Source organism: Priestia sp. TRN 1309, assembly GCF_050846875.1.
Lineage (GTDB): Bacteria > Bacillota > Bacilli > Bacillales > Bacillaceae_H > Priestia > Priestia zanthoxyli.
Genome location: NZ_JBOZGM010000001.1, coordinates 665,322 through 687,383, shown reverse-complemented (window position 1 = coordinate 687,383; position 22,062 = coordinate 665,322). Strand labels below are relative to the sequence as shown.

25 protein-coding genes are annotated in these 22,062 nt (G+C 39.5%); 9 read left to right on the top strand and 16 right to left on the bottom strand.

The features are described from left to right. Positions 1-140: 140 nt before the first annotated feature. Together ACRPLQ_RS03550 and ACRPLQ_RS03545 are read right to left on the bottom strand one after the other, a co-directional pair. Positions 141-1,340: an MFS transporter gene (locus tag ACRPLQ_RS03550; RefSeq protein ID WP_432235672.1), complete on the bottom strand. Its 1,200-nt coding sequence runs from the start codon at positions 1,338-1,340 to the stop codon at positions 141-143. Further along, on the bottom strand, positions 1,309-1,761 hold the full coding sequence (locus ACRPLQ_RS03545) for a MarR family winged helix-turn-helix transcriptional regulator (protein ID WP_013058498.1): 453 nt from the start codon (positions 1,759-1,761) through the stop codon (positions 1,309-1,311). Before ACRPLQ_RS03545 ends, ACRPLQ_RS03550 begins: the two co-directional genes overlap by 32 nt. Positions 1,762-2,014: 253 nt before the next feature. Between ACRPLQ_RS03545 and ACRPLQ_RS03540 the strand changes: the two genes are divergently transcribed. Continuing rightward, entirely contained in the window at positions 2,015-2,443 is a 429-nt protein-coding gene (locus tag ACRPLQ_RS03540; RefSeq protein ID WP_432235671.1) for a hypothetical protein, read from the top strand. A gap of 14 nt (positions 2,444-2,457) precedes the next feature. Here ACRPLQ_RS03540 and ACRPLQ_RS03535 read toward each other — a convergent pair whose 3' ends face one another. The 5 genes from ACRPLQ_RS03535 to ACRPLQ_RS03515 form a co-directional block, all read right to left on the bottom strand. After that, on the bottom strand, positions 2,458-2,835 hold the full coding sequence (locus tag ACRPLQ_RS03535; RefSeq protein ID WP_033579980.1) for a hypothetical protein: 378 nt from the start codon (positions 2,833-2,835) through the stop codon (positions 2,458-2,460). Between the two features lie 149 nt (positions 2,836-2,984). Then, positions 2,985-3,635: an RNA polymerase sporulation sigma factor SigH gene (sigH, locus tag ACRPLQ_RS03530; RefSeq protein ID WP_013058500.1), complete on the bottom strand. Its 651-nt coding sequence runs from the start codon at positions 3,633-3,635 to the stop codon at positions 2,985-2,987. 386 nt (positions 3,636-4,021) lie between these two features. After that, positions 4,022-4,177, bottom strand: coding sequence for a DUF3934 family protein (locus ACRPLQ_RS03525; protein ID WP_162837669.1), 156 nt, complete (start codon positions 4,175-4,177; stop codon positions 4,022-4,024). Between the two features lie 77 nt (positions 4,178-4,254). Then, the gene (locus ACRPLQ_RS03520; protein ID WP_013058502.1) at positions 4,255-4,455 is read right to left on the bottom strand and encodes a cold-shock protein; all 201 of its coding nucleotides are present in this window, start codon (positions 4,453-4,455) and stop codon (positions 4,255-4,257) included. Between the two features lie 327 nt (positions 4,456-4,782). Further along, positions 4,783-5,343 (bottom strand): histidine phosphatase family protein, encoded by a 561-nt coding sequence (locus ACRPLQ_RS03515; protein ID WP_034271290.1) that lies wholly within the window; start codon positions 5,341-5,343, stop codon positions 4,783-4,785. A 97-nt stretch (positions 5,344-5,440) separates the two neighbouring features. Here ACRPLQ_RS03515 and ACRPLQ_RS03510 point away from each other — a divergent pair, with 97 nt between their 5' ends. Next, positions 5,441-6,115 (top strand): hypothetical protein, encoded by a 675-nt coding sequence (locus ACRPLQ_RS03510; RefSeq protein ID WP_165636177.1) that lies wholly within the window; start codon positions 5,441-5,443, stop codon positions 6,113-6,115. Between the two features lie 41 nt (positions 6,116-6,156). Here ACRPLQ_RS03510 and ACRPLQ_RS03505 read toward each other — a convergent pair whose 3' ends face one another. From ACRPLQ_RS03505 to ACRPLQ_RS03495, 3 genes are all read right to left on the bottom strand, one after another. After that, a complete protein-coding gene (locus ACRPLQ_RS03505) occupies positions 6,157-6,270 on the bottom strand; it encodes a YjcZ family sporulation protein (protein WP_080754474.1) in 114 nt (37 codons plus the stop codon). A gap of 189 nt (positions 6,271-6,459) precedes the next feature. Beyond that, positions 6,460-7,848, bottom strand: coding sequence for an amino acid permease (locus tag ACRPLQ_RS03500; protein WP_033579977.1), 1,389 nt, complete (start codon positions 7,846-7,848; stop codon positions 6,460-6,462). Between the two features lie 40 nt (positions 7,849-7,888). After that, positions 7,889-9,283 carry an amino acid permease gene (locus ACRPLQ_RS03495; RefSeq protein ID WP_028414950.1) on the bottom strand — a complete coding sequence of 465 codons (1,395 nt, stop codon included), beginning with the start codon at positions 9,281-9,283 and terminating at the stop codon, positions 7,889-7,891. A 528-nt stretch (positions 9,284-9,811) separates the two neighbouring features. Between ACRPLQ_RS03495 and pruA the strand changes: the two genes are divergently transcribed. The 3 genes from pruA (at position 9,812) to ACRPLQ_RS03480 (ending at position 13,343) form a co-directional block, all read left to right on the top strand. Next, positions 9,812-11,380 carry an L-glutamate gamma-semialdehyde dehydrogenase gene (pruA, locus tag ACRPLQ_RS03490; protein ID WP_165636176.1) on the top strand — a complete coding sequence of 523 codons (1,569 nt, stop codon included), beginning with the start codon at positions 9,812-9,814 and terminating at the stop codon, positions 11,378-11,380. Between the two features lie 72 nt (positions 11,381-11,452). Further along, on the top strand, positions 11,453-12,367 hold the full coding sequence (locus ACRPLQ_RS03485) for a proline dehydrogenase family protein (RefSeq protein ID WP_033579975.1): 915 nt from the start codon (positions 11,453-11,455) through the stop codon (positions 12,365-12,367). A gap of 172 nt (positions 12,368-12,539) precedes the next feature. Then, entirely contained in the window at positions 12,540-13,343 is an 804-nt protein-coding gene (locus ACRPLQ_RS03480; RefSeq protein ID WP_165636175.1) for a YwqG family protein, read from the top strand. Between the two features lie 62 nt (positions 13,344-13,405). Here the strand turns inward: ACRPLQ_RS03480 and ACRPLQ_RS03475 are convergent, their stop codons facing one another. Further along, positions 13,406-13,933: a YcxB family protein gene (locus ACRPLQ_RS03475; protein ID WP_034271281.1), complete on the bottom strand. Its 528-nt coding sequence runs from the start codon at positions 13,931-13,933 to the stop codon at positions 13,406-13,408. Positions 13,934-14,105: 172 nt separating this feature from the next. Here ACRPLQ_RS03475 and ACRPLQ_RS03470 point away from each other — a divergent pair, with 172 nt between their 5' ends. Next, complete coding sequence (locus tag ACRPLQ_RS03470) at positions 14,106-14,492, top strand: glyoxalase (RefSeq protein ID WP_165636173.1); 387 nt, start codon at positions 14,106-14,108, stop codon at positions 14,490-14,492. Positions 14,493-14,518: 26 nt separating this feature from the next. On the opposite strand, the gene ACRPLQ_RS03465 is transcribed toward ACRPLQ_RS03470, so the two are convergent. Further along, positions 14,519-14,671 carry a hypothetical protein gene (locus tag ACRPLQ_RS03465; RefSeq protein ID WP_165636172.1) on the bottom strand — a complete coding sequence of 51 codons (153 nt, stop codon included), beginning with the start codon at positions 14,669-14,671 and terminating at the stop codon, positions 14,519-14,521. A 189-nt stretch (positions 14,672-14,860) separates the two neighbouring features. On the opposite strand from ACRPLQ_RS03465, the gene spoIIP reads away from it, so the two are divergent. Continuing rightward, on the top strand, positions 14,861-16,045 hold the full coding sequence (gene spoIIP, locus ACRPLQ_RS03460) for a stage II sporulation protein P (RefSeq protein ID WP_034271278.1): 1,185 nt from the start codon (positions 14,861-14,863) through the stop codon (positions 16,043-16,045). A gap of 256 nt (positions 16,046-16,301) precedes the next feature. Here spoIIP and ACRPLQ_RS03455 read toward each other — a convergent pair whose 3' ends face one another. The 4 genes from ACRPLQ_RS03455 to pgaC all read right to left on the bottom strand — a co-directional run bounded on the left by ACRPLQ_RS03455 (position 16,302) and on the right by pgaC (position 20,936). Continuing rightward, positions 16,302-18,017 (bottom strand): putative bifunctional diguanylate cyclase/phosphodiesterase, encoded by a 1,716-nt coding sequence (locus ACRPLQ_RS03455; RefSeq protein ID WP_165636171.1) that lies wholly within the window; start codon positions 18,015-18,017, stop codon positions 16,302-16,304. Between the two features lie 380 nt (positions 18,018-18,397). Next, positions 18,398-19,264: an intercellular adhesin biosynthesis polysaccharide N-deacetylase gene (gene icaB, locus ACRPLQ_RS03450; protein ID WP_028414957.1), complete on the bottom strand. Its 867-nt coding sequence runs from the start codon at positions 19,262-19,264 to the stop codon at positions 18,398-18,400. Beyond that, positions 19,261-19,722 (bottom strand): poly-beta-1,6-N-acetyl-D-glucosamine biosynthesis protein PgaD, encoded by a 462-nt coding sequence (gene pgaD, locus ACRPLQ_RS03445; protein ID WP_165636170.1) that lies wholly within the window; start codon positions 19,720-19,722, stop codon positions 19,261-19,263. Before pgaD ends, icaB begins: the two co-directional genes overlap by 4 nt. Continuing rightward, on the bottom strand, positions 19,680-20,936 hold the full coding sequence (gene pgaC, locus ACRPLQ_RS03440) for a poly-beta-1,6-N-acetyl-D-glucosamine synthase (protein WP_033579968.1): 1,257 nt from the start codon (positions 20,934-20,936) through the stop codon (positions 19,680-19,682). Before pgaC ends, pgaD begins: the two co-directional genes overlap by 43 nt. Before the next feature lie 293 nt (positions 20,937-21,229). On the opposite strand from pgaC, the gene ACRPLQ_RS03435 reads away from it, so the two are divergent. After that, positions 21,230-21,751 carry a ferritin gene (locus tag ACRPLQ_RS03435; RefSeq protein ID WP_014458733.1) on the top strand — a complete coding sequence of 174 codons (522 nt, stop codon included), beginning with the start codon at positions 21,230-21,232 and terminating at the stop codon, positions 21,749-21,751. 22 nt (positions 21,752-21,773) lie between these two features. Beyond that, complete coding sequence (locus tag ACRPLQ_RS03430; RefSeq protein WP_014458732.1) at positions 21,774-21,974, top strand: hypothetical protein; 201 nt, start codon at positions 21,774-21,776, stop codon at positions 21,972-21,974. The last annotated feature ends 88 nt before the right edge of the window (positions 21,975-22,062 follow it).

Genomic DNA, 22,062 nt, shown 5'->3' with positions numbered 1-22,062 from the left:
TATATTTAAATGGTTCCCCTGTTAAAGTATGGTGCAGATGGATGGGAATTGGCTAGTACCTTTTGACTTAAATATGCTTCCCTTCCAAAGTCCTGTAAAAAATCCATAAAAAAACTCGGCGCATATTACGCCGAGCTTTTTTATTTCATGCCCACCTGGATATTTGCTACTTTTTGTTTTTGACGTAAATTTGCAATCCACTTATAGTAAAGCGTAATTAACAGAACAAAAATTCCTAGCGCAAAGTACAGTTTCGAATAGCCTAAAGCGCCTGCTGCAATTCCTAATACAAACGAACCAACTGCAATCCCGCTATCATAAAACGTAAAGAATGTAGCAGTTGCATATGCGCTTCGGTGAGCAGGCGCCGCTTGAATCGCAAGCGTTTGGAAGCTAGGAAGCAGCGTTCCATACCCTAGTCCTACTAACGCACCTGAAAACAGCAGCATCCAAGAAGAATGTGTAAAGCTTAAGCTAAGTAGACCAATCGCAAAGACAATACACGATGGAATAATCACAATGTTTGGGCCAGATTTATCAAATAATCTTCCTGTAAACGGTCGTGAAATCAGCATCGCAGCTGCGAATACGACAAAGAAAAAGCTTGCTGTTTTAATTAATCCAAGCGACTGTGCGTACACAGAAATAAACGAAATAATACTTGCATACGAAAAAGAAACGAGAATACCTACAGATGAAATCGGCATGGATTTCTTTTCAAACAAGTCGCTCAGTGAAAATGATTTCTTCACTGGCGAAGCAGCGTTTTCTTGAAGATTTTTGACCATCATTCCACACAGCCAGCCAACGAGCATAATCACGCCAAATACAAGGAAAATAATGTTGTATGCCATGTATTGATGAAGCGTTAATGCTAAAAACGGCCCTGCAACTACAGCTAAGTTCATTGACATTCCGAAGTAGCCAAGCCCTTCTCCTCGTCGTTTAGCGGGAACTAAATCCGCTGCAATCGCTCCGGTGACGGTTGTCGCTAAGCTGAATGAAATTCCTTGAAAGAAGCGCAGTAATAAAAGCATGTTAAAATGGTGGATAAACATATATAAGAAGGAAGAAAGCGCAAAAATGAGGGTACTAAATACAAGCGTTTTTTTCTTTCCAATGTTTTCAATGACTTTCCCTGAAAACGGTCTAACAATAATCGCAGATAATAAAAAGATGGTAACAACAAGCCCTGCCTGCGTACTCGTGCCGTCCAAGGCGTCTAATACATAAATCGGCAGCAGCGTCAGCAATGCATAAAACACGACAAAAATAAAAAAGTTGGTAATCGCAATGCTGATAAAGCTTTTAGTCCAGATTGGCTCCTGCTGGTTCGTCATTCATTTCACCCTTTTCTGTAGATTTACAAATTTTCTTTAATAACGAAATAAGCTGATCCTGTTCGCTGTCGGATAAAGCAATCAGCAAATTTTCTTCCAAACGTTCAATTTCTTGCTGAATTTCTGGAAGCTTTTTCTTCGCTTGAGGAGATAAATAAACGATGCGCTCTCGTTTATCACTGCCTGCTTTTCGCACAATCCATCCGCTTTTTTCAAGTCTTGTTAACGTGCGGGTAACCGTTGGCGCTTCGACATTTAAATACTGCCAAATCTCTGTTTGCGTCATCGAACCGAATCGCTTTAAACAAAATAAAATTGAATACTGTGAGCTGTAAAGCCCGTACGCCTTTAACACTTCATTTACTTCTTTAATAGACAATCTCGACTTTTGATGAAGTTCATGAAACACCAAGTTATTCACTTTTCCCACCTCACCTTTTCATTTTATTTACCTAGGTAACTAATTGCTCTTTTATTAGTATATGTGCTGCTAGTTGATGTGTAAAGGCGGCCAAAAAGAGTAAAAATCAGCTGTTTTCTCTCATTTTCTACTAATGATTTACGCTTACACTTCTGTTTTCTTATTATTTCGTATCACGAAACTTTTTGTATAGATTTACATGCACCTGCAAACTCTGTTAAAGAAGACGAAACAATATGCGGGAGGCTGGTATATGTTTTCACTGCGCGGCGATGCTCATAAAGTCTACCTTAAACTGAAAAAAGCGGCTCATCAAAACCAAAACGCAGAAGATATTGATGAATTAGCGGAAATGGAAGAAATTCGGCAGCTTTACCTTACGCTCGACAGCGCTATTTTACGAAAAGTGTATTACCGAATGACCAAAGAAAAAAACGGCTCCGGCGTCATCCCTATCCTTGTTTCTGCCTTGCCCTGGCTCTTTTTTTTATTTTCGCAGCGGCTGCAGCAATTTTTATTTAAAGACGGCAGCTGGCTTTGGATTATTTTTGTCGTGCTGTATGTTTTTATTCTCATTCCAAGCGTGTTTCTTCATTTCCGTGAACAATCGTGGGCTTCTGTTCATATTGAAATTATTCAAGACATTTTAAAACATCGTGAAAAAGAGCCGAAACCCCTTTGAGGTCCGGCCCTTTTCTATTCATGTAGCTTATTCATCACTTTTGGAATGACGTGAGACAGTAAAAACCTACCTAAAAGAATCAGCAGGTAAATCATAATGAATTGAAAAACAATGAACACATGATGCGTATGTGCCCAAGCAAGCATATGAGTCGTAGAATAAGCCAATACAACAATTAATAGTAAAAAACACAGTACGTATAAAATACGCTTACCCCAAGAGGTAGCTTTTATTTTCTTTTTAATAAGCCTGCGATGTTGAATTCCCTGTAAGCATATGTAGAGGGTCAATACAAATGTAAGCATATCTCGCCTTACGAAAAAAAGAATAAGTCCGATTCCTACAATCATCCACGTTAGCTTGTCATGATGCTTGTCTAGAAAGAAAAACATAAAATCCTCCTTCGAAATTAACGTGCTATTAGTTTAACACATAAAGGAAATTATGGTAAAAACCTAAATTTGTTAAATATTTCAGTGCAGAATAGACACCTATTCAATAAAAAAAGAACCTTATTATCCAATAAGGTCCTCTTTACCTATTATGAAATAGCTTGTCTGCTTTCTACGTCTCGACCTAACTTTCTTTTGATACGCTGCAGCGCGTTGTCAATTGACTTGACGTGCGTGTTTAATTCTTTCGAAATTTCAGCGTATGAATGGCCGTCCATATACAGCGTCAATGCTTTTCTTTCCAATTCACTAAGTGTTTCCGCAATTTTTAACTCGCGGTCTTCCACTTTTTCTTGATGAATCAGCACCGCTTCCGGATTAGCAATTTGATCGCCAGGAATCATATCCATCAGCGTATAGTTTGATTCTTCATCATACAGAGGCTTGTCCAATGAAATGTACGAATTTAACGGACCGTGCTTTTGACGAGTAGCCGTTTTAATCGCCGTAATAATTTGTCTTGTGATACATAACTCCGCAAACCCTTTAAAAGATGTTAGCTTGTCTTCGTTAAAGTCGCGAATTGCTTTGTACAGTCCAATCATTCCTTCTTGGACGATGTCTTCTTTTTCAGCACCAATCAAAAAGTATTTTCTTGCTTTTCCCCTTACAAGATTTTGATACTTATTGATTAAATACTCCAATGATTTTTCGTCTCCGCTGTGAACCATTTCAACCAAAACATGATCTTCTAACATAGCATAATTTTGAACTTTTTCAATTACGATGCCTACGCTCACTCATATCCCCCCGTTACACTTAGTTGAGTTTTGATGTGTTCTAAACTGATGCATGATCTACTTGTTACGACGCTACTGCAATACGGTCCAGAAACGTAAAAAGCGTACAGAGTAAACTGTCGCTTTCCTCTCTCACTTTATGCTCCCCTGCATCTTTCTATAATCTATTATAAAGAAGTATAACCGATAAAAATCAAAAAGGTTGTCGAAATATGAAAGTGTTTGCAAAAAAAATCAATTTTTATAGAAAATTCACACAAATCACTTTATTATTTCATATAGTGACAGCAAACTGTCAAAAAAGCAATAAAAAAATACTTCCAATATGAAATAAACTTACTCAAGCAGAGTAAGTCGAAGTTGCAGATGATACTGCGCATATAGGATTAGTTGCCTTCCGGCTTATCAGCATTTTTTGTTCCCTTACTTTTATAAGGCTTTGCATTTTTCTTCTTTTTTGCACTCGCCTGCCAGCGGTTCCATCCTTTTTTGCCGGTGCCTCGCCCCGTGCCGCCTTTACCTTTTGCTTTACTCATACGTATTCCTCCGTTACCTGCGTGTTTGCTACAATAAAAAAAGACCCCGTCCAAAGTCGGAGTCTTTTTTGGATTGCATAAAATTATGCTTTTACAACGTTAGCAGCTTGTGCACCGCGTTGACCTTGCTCGATGTCGAAAGTCACTTTTTGACCTTCGTCTAAAGATTTGAATCCGTCGCCTTGAATTGCGCTGAAATGTACGAATACATCTTCTCCGCCTTCAATTTCGATGAAACCGAAACCTTTTTCTGCATTAAACCATTTTACTGTACCTTCAGTCATACTATTTCCTCCAGTGGTGGAATTACTCCACGCATATATTACTACCCTTGCTCAATCGTACTATTTCCAGATAAAAATTTCTTTTGAAGAATATTTCTCTTCTTTCAATTTCATACCGAACAAAAATAATTAAACTTAGTGTAACATATCAATTTAGAAATAGCAAGTCTCTGTTCTAAGACAGGCTTTATCCTAATTATGTATCTGCTAAAAGCCTACGGGGCAGCTTTGAGGTTACCAACATTTCTGAATTGTGATGCGGCAGAAGGTTTTTATATTGAGCTAAACTTATCGTCTGCACAAATGCACAAAAAATCTTTTATTTCATCAATTTGTTTTCTGCTCATTCCAAAGCCTTGTAATGGAAACGCTCTTCTTTTCGAGATCGATTTGATATATATCTGGATTTGTTAGACGCGACCATTCGCTAAACCCAAACTTCGGATCAAAATATCTAAGAATTAACGTCATCAAATTGCCATGCGTAACAAACAGAGTCGTTTTCTGTTTTTCATTCATTACTTCTTTAAACAGCTCTAAAGAACGTACCGTGGCTTCTTTCGTCGATTCTCCTCCGTCTACCTTAAAGTCTATGTCATCAAAAGTTCTTTTCAATACTTCTATCCAGTTGAACAGAGGCTGTCCGCTTAAACGCCTTTCTTCTAGCCTTGTATCTATATGAAGAGGGAGACCAGTATCTTTTGCATAAGGTTCAATTGTTTGAACGGCTCGTTTGTACGGACTTGAAATAATTTTATCAATGGGATAACTCAGCTTGTTCAAATAACCTATTAACTGCTGGGCCTGCTGTATGCCTTGTTCCGTCAATGATGCTTTTGCTTCTTGCCCTTCTGCTTCACAATGCCTAACTAATAACAAAGTTTTCATTCATCTTCCCTCCACACATAGAAAAATAACCATTAATTACAAAAAAAGATAATAATAGTATATAATGATACGTGATTTATAGCTAAGGAGGAACAACATGATTCGTGAACGATCACTTTTTACAAAGGGACTCATTTTTTTACTGATTGTTTTTATTTTAAACATCCCTTTCCCTAATTCAACACCGCTCAGTCATTCTGTCTTTTCTTTTTTAGGTCTTCCCCTCTATGGAGATGAAGAAACAATGACAGGAATTCAATATGCCAGCAATGCGTGGGGAATTATACTTTTACTTGGTCTTTTTGCACTTTACAAAAGTTTAAATCGTCACCGTTTAAAATTAACGATTTTAGCTGCGTTTATTGTCATATCGGGTCCTGGTCATATAGTTGAAGCGATGCAAAAGACCGTATTACCAGGTATGTATGCCATTTCTTACGATGTGGAAAACAGCATTTGTACATTTGAGAGAAATAAAAAAGAAACCGTATTAACGGGTACCTGTGACCTTTCATTTGAAAATCACAGTTCAAAACCCGTTACGTTTGAAGTAGCACTGGATGAACGCTTCTATTTTAAAGAAGATACCCCTTTTTTACTTATGATGAATAAGCCTAGGCTTCATACTGTTACGTTGGAACCAAAGGCGTATCAAACTGTCGAAATCACTTCATCTGTCAAAACAGCCGACTTTCCTTCTAAAATCTTTATGGATGAAGTAAACGGCTTTCACGTAAACATTTATCAAAACGGGAAAAAACGTTATTTATAAGCATTGAAAAAAGCCCTTATAGGGCTTTTTAAATGAGTGAATTACCAGCCAAGGCCTCCGCCGTAGCAGCTGCAGCCGATGATTACTAATAAAATAAATAATACAACTAATAAAGCAAAACCAGATCCATATCCACATCCAGCGTTTCCAGACATACGAACACTTCCTTTTCTTTAGTTACTCTTTCCTCAAGAAAAACGCCGCTTGCATTTCGCTTGAGTTGGATTATCTTATGCCTGAACACGCCGATTTGACTCTGGTTTTTTCTTTTTTCTTTTTCCTTCTTGCCATGCACCTCATTAGTAAAAAAAGAAAATGCTTTTCAGCCTCTCTTACAAAATCATTTATTTCACTAGCTTACGTCTTTCAGAAGACCGTACTTCCGTGCGTTTACCGATACCTAGTACATAGTAGCTCAGCACGACAATAGCTAAAAAGATAAGCCCGACAATCAGCGATATGCGCGTTTCATCATTAAACCACATGCCTACAAGCACCATAAGTAAAAACGCGATGGTTACGTAGTTCGTCACAGGAGCAAAAGGCATTTTAAATGGATGCTGATCCATCGCCGCTCCTTTTGCTTTTCGAAAACGAATTTGACTAATAAGAATGACAAACCATGGAATCATACCTGGAAGCACGCTCGCGCTGTACACGTACACAAAAACATTTGGCGGAGCAATATAATTTAAGACAACGCCCGCAGCTAACCCAATCATTACCGCAACGGTACTATAAATAGGTACACCGTTTCGAGAAACCTTTGTAAAAAACGCTGGAGCCTGTCCGTTTACGCCTAATGTATAAAGCATGCGTCCTGCGCTGAAAATTCCGCTGTTACATCCAGACATTGCCGCTGTAATGACCACAAAGTTAATGATTCCCGCAGCTGCCGTAATCCCTACTTTCGCAAATGTAGAAACAAACGGACTGCCGAGTGAGTCCAGCTCGTTCCACGGATATACCGTTACAATGATAAAGATGGCACCGATATAAAAGATTAATATACGCCAAATCAAGCTTTGAATCGCGCTTGTTAACGTTTTTTTAGGATCTTTGGCTTCTCCTGCTGTAATTCCAATAAGCTCTACTCCTTGATAGGCAGCAATCACAAGCGACAGCGCAAAGAAAAAGCCGGACCATCCGCCTGTAAAGAAACCGCCGTTTGCCCACAAATTCGATAGTCCAAGCGCTTCTCCCCCGTTTCCAAGACCGAAGAAAACAAGGCCAAGACCGGCAATAATCATGAGAACAATCGTCACGATTTTAATCATTGCAAACCAAAATTCAAACTCTCCAAAAGATTTTACTGAGATTAAATTTGCCGCACCGAGAATGATCATGGCGATAATTCCCGGAACCCACGCCGGCAAATGCGGGAACCAGTACTGCATATAAGCTCCGACGGCAATAATTTCTGCCATGCCGACAATCACCCACTGAAACCAGTTGCTCCAAGCCGTAATGTAGCCAGCTAACGGGTGAATATATTTATGACCAAATGTCGCAAATGAACCCGTACTTGGCTCTAAGTAAAGCATTTCACCCATTGCACGCATAATAAAGAAAATAAAAACGCCGCAAATAGCATACGCAAGCAGGACGGATGGCCCCGTCCATTTAATGGTGCTTGCTGAACCCATAAATAACCCTACCCCGATCGTTCCTCCAAGAGCAATCATTTGAATATGACGAGATTCAAGCCCTCTTTTTAACTCTTTGTTTGCCAATTTACTTCCCCCTAGCCCCTCGTGATGATTTTCTCTTCTATTAAGAGATTCTTTTATTCCCCTGTCCTGATAGGGAATGATCATCTTTTTTCTTTTTCATAAAGAAGTACGAACATACCACAAATACAGCAATCAGCAGCGTGAGATAAAACTGAGTGCGAAGCGAATCAATAAATGCCATCGCAATAAAGATGCTTGTGATCGCCGCAATTGTTCCATACGTTAAATAAGGAAACAGCCACATTCTGATCTTTAAAGCTTCTGGCTTTTCTTTTTCGTATTTCTTTCTCATGCGAAGCTGTGAAAAAGCAATAACAAGGTACACAAGAAGCGCTACGCCTCCCGATGCATTTACTAAAAATAAAAAGATTTTATCAGGTGAAAGATAGTTAAACCCAACGCTGATGTAAGAAATCACGGTACATCCTACAATGGCATTAAACGGAATGCCTTTTTTATTCACTTTCAAAAACATACGCGGCGCGTCTCCTTTTTGCGCCATTGAGTACAGCATACGAGAACTCGTATATAGACCTGAATTTAAGCAAGAAAGAACGGCAGTCAGTACGATAAAGTTCATGATTTGAGCAGCTGCCGGAACGTTTACCAGCTCTAATATCGAAACAAACGGACTTTTCATCAAGCTTGAAGAATCCCACGGAAGGATCGTTACTAAGATTAAAATAGACCCAAGATAAAAAATTAAAATACGATAAATAACGGTATTTGTTGCGATGGTGATCGCTCGCTCAGGCTGAGCCGATTCTCCAGCCGCTGTTGCGACAATTTCTGTTCCCATAAAGGAAAACATGACAATCGCCACTCCTAAAAAGACGGAGCTGATTCCATTTGGAAGAAATCCTCCTCTATGAAGAAGGTTCGACGCTCCCGGAGACTCTACTCCTGGTATTAAACCGAGGATGATCGCTCCTCCTAAAAGTAAAAACAGCACTAAACTAACTACTTTAATAAGTGAAAACCAGTATTCAAATTCACCAAATGATTTAACAGAGTATAAGTTCGTTAACGTTAATAAAAATGTCAGGAGCAGACTCACACCCCAAGACGGTAAAGACGGAAACCAGTATTGAATAATCGTTGAACCAGCAATCGCTTCAACAGCAATAACAATTACCCAGAAAAACCAGTACAGCCAGCCGATTGTGTAGCCAGCCCACGGTCCAAGCGCTTCTCTGGCATAGGTCGCGAACGAACCGCTTGAAGGATTAGCCGTAGACATTTCCCCCAGCATTCGCATAACTAAGATCACCAGCAAACCGGCAAACGCGTACGAAAAGATGGAACCAGGACCTGCTGCGTTAATAAGCGATCCGCTTCCAATGAACAAACCGGCACCAATGATTCCTCCTAAAGAAATCATGGTTATGTGTCGAATTTTTAATTCTTTTTTTAACTCAGGCGGTTGATGACTCATATTAAAATCCTCCTCATAGAAACCGTCATTTAAAGAATTACACGTTCTTCGCATCGCGCGTTAAATATGTAAGCCCTTACAATATCGTGGACAAATAACTGCCGTTTTCCTACCCTCCTTCTATCTGTGCATGCAAATGAAACTTTCACTTAACGCAAAAGTCAGCTTCATTCGACAAAATTACTTTTCGAATTATATGATAATTTATTTTGAACAACTTTGTCTATTGTTTTTTGATCGAAAAAGTATTTTACCTTACTATCGATAAACTCTTTCTTTTATCGTAATTCTTCACTTCAAAATATCTTTTCATCTACTTACTCATATCCCTTTCTTTTCTTTTTGTTCAAAATCACTATAAAAAACATCGTTTTATTGGCTTTTTAAACAAAAGTGTTTATTTTAAAAATTTTTGAACATTTTTGTTAAAAAACTATGTACAAAACGAGAATAAGGTGATTATAATACAGGTATAGGGTGTTGGAATATTAATTATGTTGTAAATTTTCTAAAAAAGGGGTAATGAAAATGAACACAATGAATATTAACGAAATCAAACAATACAAACACGAGCCTTTCACGGACTTTACGGTTGCTGAAAACAAAGATGCGTTTGAATCTGCATTAGAACTTGTACAATCAGAGCTTGGAAAGGACTATCCTCTTGTAATTGGCGGAGAATTCATTACAACAGAAGATCAAATTCAGTCCATTAACCCAGCAAATAAAGCAGAAGTTATCGGACGCGTGTCAAAAGCAGATCAAGACCTGGCTGAAAAAGCAATGCAAGCAGCACTTTCTACATTTAATACATGGAAAAAAGAAGCGCCAGAAGCTCGCGCTGACATTCTTTTCCGCGCAGCGGACATCATTCGCCGCCGCAAACATGAATTTTCAGCTTACCTTGTAAAAGAAGCAGGAAAGCCGTGGAATGAAGCAGATGCTGATACAGCAGAAGCAATTGACTTCCTTGAATATTACGCTCGCCAAATGGTGCAGCTAAAAGACGGCGCGCCTGTTGAGAGCCGCGAAGGTGAAGAAAATAAATTTAACTACATTCCGCTTGGTGTCGGCGTTATTATTTCACCGTTTAACTTCCCGCTAGCGATCATGGCTGGAACAGCTGCAGCAGCAATCGTAGCAGGAAATACGGTTCTATTAAAACCTGCTAATAACACGCCGGTTATCGCAGCAAAATTTGTAGAAGTAATGAAAGAAGCTGGCCTTCCAGACGGTGTACTGAACTACGTGCCGGGAAGCGGAAGCGAAATTGGCGACTATTTAGTAGATCATCCAAAAACACGATTCGTTTCATTTACAGGTTCTCGTGAAGTAGGCTGCCGCATCTATGAACGCGCAGCAAAAGTACAGCCTGGTCAAATCTGGCTAAAACGCGTTATTGCTGAAATGGGCGGAAAAGACACGGTTGTTGTAGATAAAGATGCTGATTTAGATTTAGCTGCTTCTTCTATTGTGTATTCAGCGTTTGGCTTCTCTGGACAAAAGTGTTCAGCGGGCTCTCGTGCAGTTGTTCATCAAGACGTATACGATATCGTTCTTGAAAAAGCAGTTGCGCTGACAAAAACATTAACAATGGGCAGCCCTGAAGATGTAAACACGTATATGGGACCTGTTATTGATCAAGCTTCTTTCAACAAAATTACAAAGTACATTGAAATCGGTAAAGAAGAAGGCTGTTTAATGACGGGCGGAGAAGCAGATGATTCAAAAGGCTACTTCATCCAGCCTACGATTATTGCAGATGTAGATGAAAAAGCACGTTTAATGCAAGAAGAAATCTTCGGCCCAGTCGTAGCATTCTGCAAAGCGCGCGACTTCGATCATATGATGGAAATTGCGAACAACACTGACTACGGTTTAACAGGTGCCCTTCTTTCAAATACGCCTGAACACATTGAGCGTGCGAAAGAAGAGTTCCACGTTGGAAACCTTTATTTCAACCGCGGTTGTACAGGTGCCATCGTTGGGTACCAGCCGTTTGGCGGATTTAATATGTCAGGAACAGATTCAAAAGCTGGCGGTCCTGATTACTTGATTCTGCACCTGCAAGCAAAAACAACAAGCACAACGCTTTAATACTCAGTAGAGCAGCCCTAGGCTGCTCTATCTTAAAACAACAAGGGATTTTTTCTATAGGGGGAGATATTTATGTTAGCAGAGGTATCTAAAAATGTGTTTCTTCACGCTTCCCAAAATAAAGCGCTAAACAAAGCGGCGAAAAAATGGGGTCTTCGCTTTGGTGCAGCTCAAGTGGTAGCTGGCGACACAATTGAACATGCGATCAAAAAAGTACGGGAATTGAATGAAAAAGGGCTTGTTTGTACGCTTGATCATTTAGGGGAATTTGTTTCAAGCAGAGAAGAAGCTATCGAAGCAACTCAATATAACATCAGAACACTAGAAGCTATGGGCCAAGCCGGTGTAACGTGCAACTTATCTGTCAAAATGACGCAGCTTGGTTTGGATATTGACCGCAGCTTTTGCGTTGAGAACATGCGCCGCATTCTTGAAACGGCGAAAAAATACGATAACTTTGTTCGAATCGACATGGAAGACTATGCTCACTGTCAAATGACGCTAGATATTTTACGAGAGCTTCGCGAGACGTTTGATAATGTTGGAACGGTTATTCAAGCTTACCTATTCCGCGCTGAACAAGATGTAAAAGAGCTAAAAGGCATTCCTCTTCGATTGGTAAAAGGCGCGTATCAAGAATCACCAACCGTGGCGTTTCAAGACAAAGCCCAAATTGATGAGAACTATATGCGAATTATCGAAGAGCATTTGCTCAGTGGAACATACACGGCTATTGCATCTCACGACCACAATATTATTGCAAAAGTAAAAGAGTTCGCTCACAAAAATAACATCCCGCGCACGCAGTTTGAATTTCAAATGCTATACGGATTCCGAACAGATATGCAGCTTAGCCTTGCAAAAGAAGGCTATACAATGCGCGTATACGTTCCCTTTGGCAACGACTGGTTTGGCTACTTTATGCGCCGCTTAGCGGAAAGACCGCAAAACGTCGCATTTGCTTTAAAAGGATTCTTTTCTAAATAAGCAGTTCGTTTAGTAAGGTTCGTAATGAAAACGCTATCATTTCTTTGTGCCCTTTGCGGATGCTTCTGCAAAGGGGTTTTTTATACGATTCTCTTCCCTTTTCGTATGTATTACGATAAAATACAAATACGAACAAACGTTCTTTTTATTATAAACAAAAAGGAGAGTACATATGAATCCTCTATCAAAATTAGCACTGCCTCTCAAGCTAGAACCTTACCGAAAAGAAATCGAAAAAACATGTAAACCTTATATCCACATCCATACGGTCAGGAATAGTCCCAAATTATATGACAGCAAGTTCGGCGGCAACCCTTACCTGCCTCTAGAAGCAAATCATCCTCTCGACTCCGAGGGCAAGCCTATGTTAATGATGGCACAAATCAATTTTTCTGACGTGCCTTCCTATGAAAATATACCTTCTCAAGGCATGCTTCAATTTTTCATTTGCGGAGCTGATAACAAAAACACCGGTGATGTGTATGGTCTGGATTTTGACCAACCCACGTCTCAAAAAGACTTTCGCGTCGTTTTTTATGAAGACATAACAACCGACGAAAACAAGTTAATAACCGATTTTACGTATCTAGAAGACGTTGACCGAGATATGTTCCCTATTCCTCAAGAAGTAGGCCTACAGTTTGAAATAAAAAGCGAACCCGTGTCTCCTACTGACTATCGATATAATGATATGGAATCAGATTTATTTGATGATGAAGAAATGGAAGAGATCTACTGGGATGAGCTTACGGGCGAGTATCATAAAATGGGCGGATACGCTTTTTTCACTCAAAGCGATCCTCGAGACTACGATGAAGCGCTGCGCGCATATAACGTTCTGCTTCTTCAATTCGCCATGGACGACGAAGCGGATATTATGTTTGGTGATGCGGGAGTGGCCAATTTCTTCATTAAAGAAGAAGACCTTCGCAACCGTAACTTTAAAGATGTTTTGTACAACTGGGACTGCTGTTAAAAAAACACCCTCTTAGAAAAGTATCTAGGAGGGCGTTTTTTTACATTATTATTATTTACTACTCAGCCTGTTTTTCCAGCCCTTGCAGCATTCAGCGTTTCTTTAAACTGCTGTAGCGCTTTTACATCTGCAAATGCGCTTGTAGGAATAACGTATCCGCTCATTGCACTAACAAGAATAAAGATATGTTCATCGGTTTCTCTAATTTGAGTGATGCTTGACCAAGGAGTCTTCACTTCTCCTTTTAAGCTTTTCTCTACCAAGCCATCTTCCGTAACCATCATAGTATGCTCACCTGTCAGACTGCTGTTATCTCCTTCATTTATTACCTTTATAATGTTCTTTTTAATACTTCCGTAAAAATACTTCGGATAAAATAAAAACCAAAGAACCGCAAGCAGCGCAAATGCTACGAACATGCCAAGTAAAAACTCTCCTTCAACCCACGAAACAAGCAAAGGAATAAGAAGAAAAATAAGCGACATCCATCGCTGAACTTTCAGCACTTTTTGTACTCTTTCCGAATGTTGAGCATGATGCATATTAAAAGCCACATAATCATCTTTTGTTAACGTATAGTGATATTCCATATTAATCTCCAATTCTTCTAAATAACAACAAAATAAAATATACCTCATTTGGTGTTATATGTATATAAAATAATAAGCTTTTCTTATGAAACACATCAACTTTTTATCATTTATTTACAGTGATACATCACGTAAACTTAACTAGTACTCTACTAGTTAAGGGGGAATGTTTATGACTTTTACACTGACGCATATTGATCATATTCAGCTAGCTGCACCACCGCATTCAGAAAGCAAAGCACGACACTTTTTCGGAACTGTTCTTGGCTTAACAGAAATTGAAAAGCCGGAAAGTCTTAAAAAACGCGGCGGCGTGTGGTTTGAATTCGGTTCTTATCAGCTGCATATTGGTGTGGAACCTGCCTTTTCACCCGCTAAAAAAGCGCATCCAGGCTTTCACGTTAAAAATCTACCTGCGTTCAAAGATCATCTGACTAGCTTCGGTATTTCTTTTATAGAAGACAAAAACATTCCCGGCGTCGAAAGAATTTACGTGGCTGATCCTTTTGACAACCGAATTGAGTTCTTAGAGAAAGTGAATCTCCCTTTTTCTAACTGAGTGTTCGACAAAACAAGAGCTCTTATTTAAGAGCTCTTGTTTTCTTTTGGTCCTTCTTTTTGCTTTTCTTTCCACAGCATGTACACCAACAGCCCTAGTACACAAAATGCCACGCCAAACATCGTTAAAGGAAATAACAGTGTATTAATAAAATGATGATAAACCCATGAATCGTTCATCTAACCAGCTCCAATACGCACCGTTTTTTTATAGTATGCCCTACTATAACCTTTTTTATATTGTGTTAAATATCATGGTTTCTATCATATTTCTTTTTCTTTTTAATAGAGTAAATAGTAGATACATAACATTCTCCTCTTAGAGTTCTTATTCGCTGATTTCAAATTTTATTAGAGGAGGTTTACTCTATGAAAAAAAAGTTCACTGAAAAGCCTAAAAAGCTTTTTTGGATTCTTTCTTATAAATCATTAATTATCGCTATACTATTTGTTCTGTTAACATCTGCCGCTATTTTTACCGTCACGTATTCAACTCTTCAGCATACGCTGCGCTCGAACGTTGTCTATCAAGCGCTATCAAATTATAAAGCTCAAAGCTTGTTCTACTTCATGCATACGGAAAACCATCATTTCTCTCATGCCTTTGAAGAAGACTTCTCCCCGCCTCCTCTTTCTTCTGTCGCCCTGCAGCTTGCAACGAATATTCGCGTGGCGGATACAAGAAGTCTATTTGGATCAGAACTGCCCGGCTTTTCTATTTTTGATTCTCATATTCTGTTAGCCGGTGAAGGAACGGATTATACCACGATTCCTCATGAATCGGCTCCTCCTCTCGAAAGCATTTCTGGAGAGCGTGATTTGGATCCTGCTGAAAGCAAAACGTACGAAGAAAGCAAAAAACAGTCTCAAACACAGGCTAAGCAAAGCACGGGAGACAGAAAAGTTGTGTACATCTACCACACGCACAGCTGGGAATCTTATTTCCCTTTACTTGGTATGCCAGGTGAAGCGAACGAAAATAAAGCAGTAGATAACAAAACCAACATCACGCTCGTTGGTCAAATGCTAGGAATGGAATTAAAAGCAGACGGAATCGGATCGGAAGTAGATACAACCAACATGACGCAAAAGCTGAATGAAAAAGGCTGGGGTACAGGACGAGCCTATGCGATGTCTCGAAGCGTGGTGGAAACAGCTCTTCAGCAAAACCAAGACGTCGATTATTTAATTGATATTCATCGTGATTCACTACGTCAAGAAAAAACAACGGCTACTATCAACGGCAAATCGTACGCTAAAATAATGATTGTATTAGGTGAAGCCAACCCGAAATTTGATGAAAATGTAAAAATGGCTAAAGCGATTCATGAAAAGCTAGAGGAAAAATATCCAGGCCTTAGCCGCGGAGTGTTAAGTAAAAAGAAAACAAGCGGCAATAACGGCCTGTATAATCAAGACTTATCCGATCGCTCCATTTTAATTGAAGTAGGCGGCGTCGATAACAATATGGAAGAACTCACAAATACCGTCAAAGCCTTTTCTGATGTGTTCAGCGAGTATTACTGGCAAGCTGAAAAAGTGAATGCGCAGTAAACAAAAACTAGCTACCCCAGGTAGCTAGTTTTTGTTTTTATGAGAGTCACGCTTCTCCTTTTCTTCACACGCAAAGCAGACAAGCTTCCCTTCAACAACCACACCGTTCAAAAATCCCTCTAAACAGTACACGTTCTTTTGACATATCGTGCAGATTCCAACGTACTCTTTCACGACTTTCTCACTCCTTACATACGATTAAAAACCATAAAAAAAGCTCTATTAAAGAGCTTCTTTCCGTACATAGGATTTTCCTTCATTTCAACAAACGGCTCATTTCCTCAGGAGAAAGCGGCTTATCAAATAGATAGCCTTGACCGATATGACAGCCTTGTTCCGTCACAAACTGCAGCTGTTCTTCGTTTTCGATTCCTTCTGCGGTTAGGGCAAAATTAAGTTTTTTCCCCATTTGAATAATCGTTTCCACCAGCACTTTTCCAACTTCATCTAAGTCGTCAATAAATGATTTATCAATTTTTAACGTATTGATTGGCAAGTGTTTAAGATAGCTGAGAGAAGAGTAGCACGTTCCGAAATCATCCATCGCCACTTTTATCCCTAGACTCCGCAGGCGGTTTAGCACTTTTTTCGATTCTTGACTGTTTTGAATAACGCTTTCGGTGATTTCAAGTTCTAGAAAGTGCGGCTCAAGACCCGTTTTCTTCAAAATTTGTTCCATGTCCGTTACAAATCGTGAGGACTTCAGCTGAATAGGTGACACGTTCACCCCTATTTTACTCGCTTTTAAATTTATCTCCGTCCATGCTTTCATTTGCTGACATGCTTCTTCTAATACCCATTTGCCAACCGGTACAATCAAACCAACTTCTTCTAAAATGGGCAAAAATTCATTTGGATAGACAGTACCAAATTTTGCGCTATTCCAGCGGATAAGCGCTTCTGCCCCTATGACATCAGACGTTTTCAAATCGATTAACGGCTGATAAACGAGCTGAAACTCATTTCTTTCTAACGCATACTTTAACTCATTCTCCATGCTAATCGTTTTAATGATTTTTTCATTTGATGAAGAAGAACTCATTTCATATGTGTTTCGCCCATTTCGTTTTGCTACATACATCGCAATATCTGCTTGCTTAATTAACCTGTCAATTAGTTCATCTGCGTCTTTTGGAATAATATGCTGCTGACATTCCTTTGAAAATAGGCTGATGCCAACGCTTGTAGAGGTTAGCACTTTATCTCCGTCTATATAAAAAGGAAGCGACATTTCTTTTACAATCTGCTCGGTCATTTCTTCAATTTCCTCAACAGTTTTTAGTGTATGAAGCACTAAAATAAACTCATCGCCCCCGTGCCGCGAGATAAAATCAGAGGACGGAATACATTTTTTTAATCTTTCTGCTACGCGCCTCAGCAGCACATCGCCGTGATGATGGCCAAGCGTATCATTTATTGATTTGAAGCGGTCTAAATCTAAAAATAAAATAGCCAGCAGTTCTGGAGATTGTCCATCTAAAAGCAGCTTTTTCAGCTGCTTGTTTAACCAGTAGCGGTTAGGTAAATTAGTTAACGGATCATAATAAGCCATTTGCTTAATTTTTTCTTCATATGCTTTTCGCTTTGTAATATCATTGCGAATTGATACGTACTGATACGGTTTTCCTCGTTCATCTAAAAATGGAACAATGGTTGTATCCACCCAGTAATACGAACCGTCTTTTGCCTTGTTTTTTATTTCTCCGTGCCAGACCTTACCTGAGCTGATCGTACTCCATAACTCTTTAAAAAACCGTTTTGAGTGATGTTTCGAATTAATAATACGATGATCTTGACCGAGAAGCTCATGTCTTTCATACTTAGAAATTTCACAGAATTTATCGTTCACGTGATTGATGAATCCGCGACTATCTGTAATCGCTACAATCGATGATTCATTTAACGCAAGTTCAATATCATTTAGTTTTTTCAGCGCTTCTTTAAATTTATATTCAAAATGCCTGTTTTCCATATCCTATACACCTTTATCAAAATTTTAACGATAAAACAAAACCCATGACGAAATGATAGAGAGGAATCGTGAATAATGAATACAATTTAATTAGCAATGGACAGCGAATTAGTTTGTCCGATTGCCTTACATTCGTAAAATAGTAAGCGTACAATTGCCGCTTTTCCTCTTTACACCTTTACAAACTTCTTACACACAGTTTGTAAAAGGATTGATAGATAGTTTCGTTTATCCATATCTGTTATCACAACTTTTCTATGGTAACATTAAAATGATTTTTATAGAAATGAAAGTGTACTTTCTTCACGTAATTGACATACCTTTTGATGGTAAACAGAAAAAAGCCTCTGCTTTAGACAGAGGCTTTTTTCACTTTCTTCTCATGAGCTCGTACGCGTCAGCCACGGAAGAATAAGATATTGAAAGGTTTTGTTGTACACAACAATCCGGTTAAGATAATACGGATCGTTGTCTTTTGTAATAACATGAGGGGCTAAAATAGCTGCTTGGTGAAAACCAGCATCTTTCACAATCTTAGCTACGTCATCATTTGTATTGCCGTATGGATAGGCAAAGTAAACGGGGTCTATTCCTAAATGGTTCTTAATCGTTTCTTTGCTTTTTCGTAAATCACGAGCGAACGCGCTGTATTTAGCAGGCGTCAGAAATAAAGGCTTGTCTTCTTCTAAACGGTGCATATCATATGTATGCGAACCGATTGTCGCAAGGCCGCTGTCTTTCATTTCTTTTAGCTGACTCCATGAAGCCATATTTAAATTTTGAAAGTCCTCTGCTCCCACTTGTCCTGCGATTACATATAGCGTAAACGGAATGTTTTCCTTTTTCAAAATTGGAAAAGCGTTTTGATACACGGTACGGTCAATATCGTCAAATGAAATCCATACGCAGCGTTTTGGAAACGTGCCTTTTTGCTGATACGTTTCAATATCTTTTGGCGTAACAAACGTAGCGTCAAGTTCCTTCAGCTTTTTTAACTGTTGTTCAAAATCATTGCTGTAGACGCTGTACTCTGTCAGTTCGTCAGACTTTGTAACTGAGCTGACAATTCGATTAAACCAATTATGCTTGCGCACGCGATGATAATTTAAGCCTAAGCATCCGTTCGTCTCAAGCGCTGGCTCCACGGTCGTTGTTGCTTTCGCCTTATCTTCCCAGTTCACTACTTTAAAGAAAATAAAGCCAACTACCGCTGCCGCAATTAAAAGAAAGAATACATATTTCTTCATGCGTGCTTCCTCTCCTCAGTATGTTTTAACGGATTAACATCAAACTCGATGTACTGTGCACGCTGAAGCTCTTGAATTTGATCCTTCGATAAAAGCTCAAGACGCTCTAAATCTTTAATACTCGTATACGCCGGCTCTTTTCGTCGGTTTAAGCTTCCAAATCTCTTTTTGTTGTAGAATCTCCATAAAAACAGAGCCAGGAAAAAGAAGCAAAAAATAGCGAGTCCAATTACTAAAAACGTTCGAATTTCGCCGTTCGTCGTTTTGAACGCAATTTTTAATATCCCGCTGTAACGGTCATTTACGCCGATAACAGCTGAAAGGAAAAACCAAAGAACAATGGCACAATACAGCCAAAAAACAGATGAAACAATGATGCTTATCACGAATCGAGCAAGAGGCTGCTTGGCTTGAATCATGATTTGCTCTTCGTTAAGCCGCGGTCTGGACTGCTCCATGTGGCATAGCCTCCTTTCACTCTAGATCTGATAGCACGAGGAAATGCGCCCACTACCACAATCGTATTCACAATCCAGTAAAGCGCTGGGTACCATGCAGCCCAGACGTAATACCGCTTCACGTTGTCGTATTTCGAATCAATTTTCAGCGCAATAAACAGCTGAATTAAGCTCATAAATACAAGGGAAAATGACGTAAACGTAAACCAAAACAGTATGTCTTGAGGACTGCTCGCGGTAACAAGCAGCATGATCGTCACAAACAGCCATGCGAATGACCAAAGAGTACTGATCCACTGCTCTAGGTATACAATCCAAATTCTGCGCTGCTTCCATTTTAATAACACTTTCCAGTGGCGAAGCATTACCTCTTGCCCACCTTGAGCCCAACGTACTCGCTGCTTCCAAATTCCTTTTAAGGTTTCGGGCACAAGCATCCAGCACAATGCCCGCGGTTCATAGCGGATATCCCAAAAGCGCTGCTGCAGCTTCCAGCTTACGGCGATATCTTCCGTAATCATGTCACGATCCCACAGCCCGACGTCCACAAGTGCTTTCTTTCGAAAAGCCACTACTACGCCTGAGACCGTCATTACTTTTCCTAAAATTCGCTGTGTTCGTTTAATAGAACCGATAATAGAAGAATACTCAACTAGCTGAATGCGACTCAGCAGCGTATTACGGTTTCGAATGCGCGGATTTCCGGTAACGGCTCCCAGCCGTTCCCCTTTATGAAGAAAATGATGGATTAGATAATACGGAGCGTCTTGATCTAAAATAGCGTCTGAATCTAAGCAGATTAAAAACTCAGCTTTAGATGCGTGCGCACCTAAATGCAACGCGTTGGCTTTTCCTTTATTTTCATAAAGCTGAATCACACGAACTTCAGGGTGATTCCTGCTGATTTCCTTTAAAATATCAGCTGTTCCATCGGTGCTTCCATCGTTAATAAGGATGATTTCTTTAGACGGATAATCTAACGCCAAAAGGTGCTTAAGCGTTTCTTCAATCGTTTCTTCTTCATTATAGCAAGGCACTAAAAAGCTCACTAACGGCCAATCAACTGTTGAAAAATCAACTTTAGGATCTCGGTCGCGATAGCGTATGTAAATAAGCGTGCCCGCAATCCAAAATAAAGACATAATAAATGGATACCAGAAAACAAAGCTCGCGAGCTTTTCAAATCCAGGTATTAATACGTGTTGCATATTCATTTTTCTGACTCCTTCATACCAATTAAAATTGCACAGAGTGACAATTTTATCATTAAATTGGTTAAATAGAACATAGTAATTTTAACCATCTAAAAAAAGAGTCTTTTAAACTACGTTTATTCCTATATTATACAACCCCTTTATGTAAGTAAGAAGCACCAATAAAGGATGGGCAAGTTACCTACTTAAAGAAGTGACATATAGTATCACTGTAGATTTCTTTCACCATAAAAAACGTGAGGGTTGCAGCTAGTATATGAAAGAAATTCTTTCCCTAAGGAGGAATAACAAATATGAACGAACAAATTCAAAAACTGCTCAATAACTTAATTCAACTTGAACACGTCTCTTCAACTTTGTACCTAGCTATGTCTAACTATATGAATCGATTAAACTATAAAGGAATGGGCAGCTGGCTACGCCTGCAGTCTGAAGAAGAACGCACTCATATGCTAAAACTTATTGACTACTTAGTTGACCGCGGCGGAACGGTTGAATTAAGTTCTTTACCTGCTCAGCCAAGTGAGTTTGGGACACCGTTAGAAACGTTTCAAAAAGTATTGGAGCATGAAAAGTTCGTCACAAATTCTTATCGTCAAGCGTTTCAATTTATCAGTCAAGCGAACGATCCTCAAACCCTAGTCATCGTGCAGGACTTTTTGAGAGAACAAGTCGATGAAGAAGCTCAGGCTCAGACAATTGTAGACCGCTTAAAAATTGCTCAAAATAACCCTGCAGCTATTTTTATACTCGATCAAGAACTAGGACAGCGAAAAGCTGCGCCGGCGGCGGGCGGAGCAGCTGCGCAAGGTTAAACGCGCAGAAGAGCACCGAACAATGTACAAAAACAATAACACGCCTCCCGTTTCCTTGCTTCGAGTTGGGATTCATCACGGCTATTACGGCTATCCGCCCAATGTGTACGACGCCATTCAAAGGCTTATGAATCAATATATGCATCAGCTTCACTATCATCGTCCTCAGTACGTTCACGTGTACTACGTGCACCCTTCTCTTATTCACTACTACCTTCACTGAGTGGAGGAAAACAGGAATTTTGTTTCATGAAGAAATTCACCGCTTTTCCACCTAATTCAGGAATTCCAATCAAAAATATGGATATTTA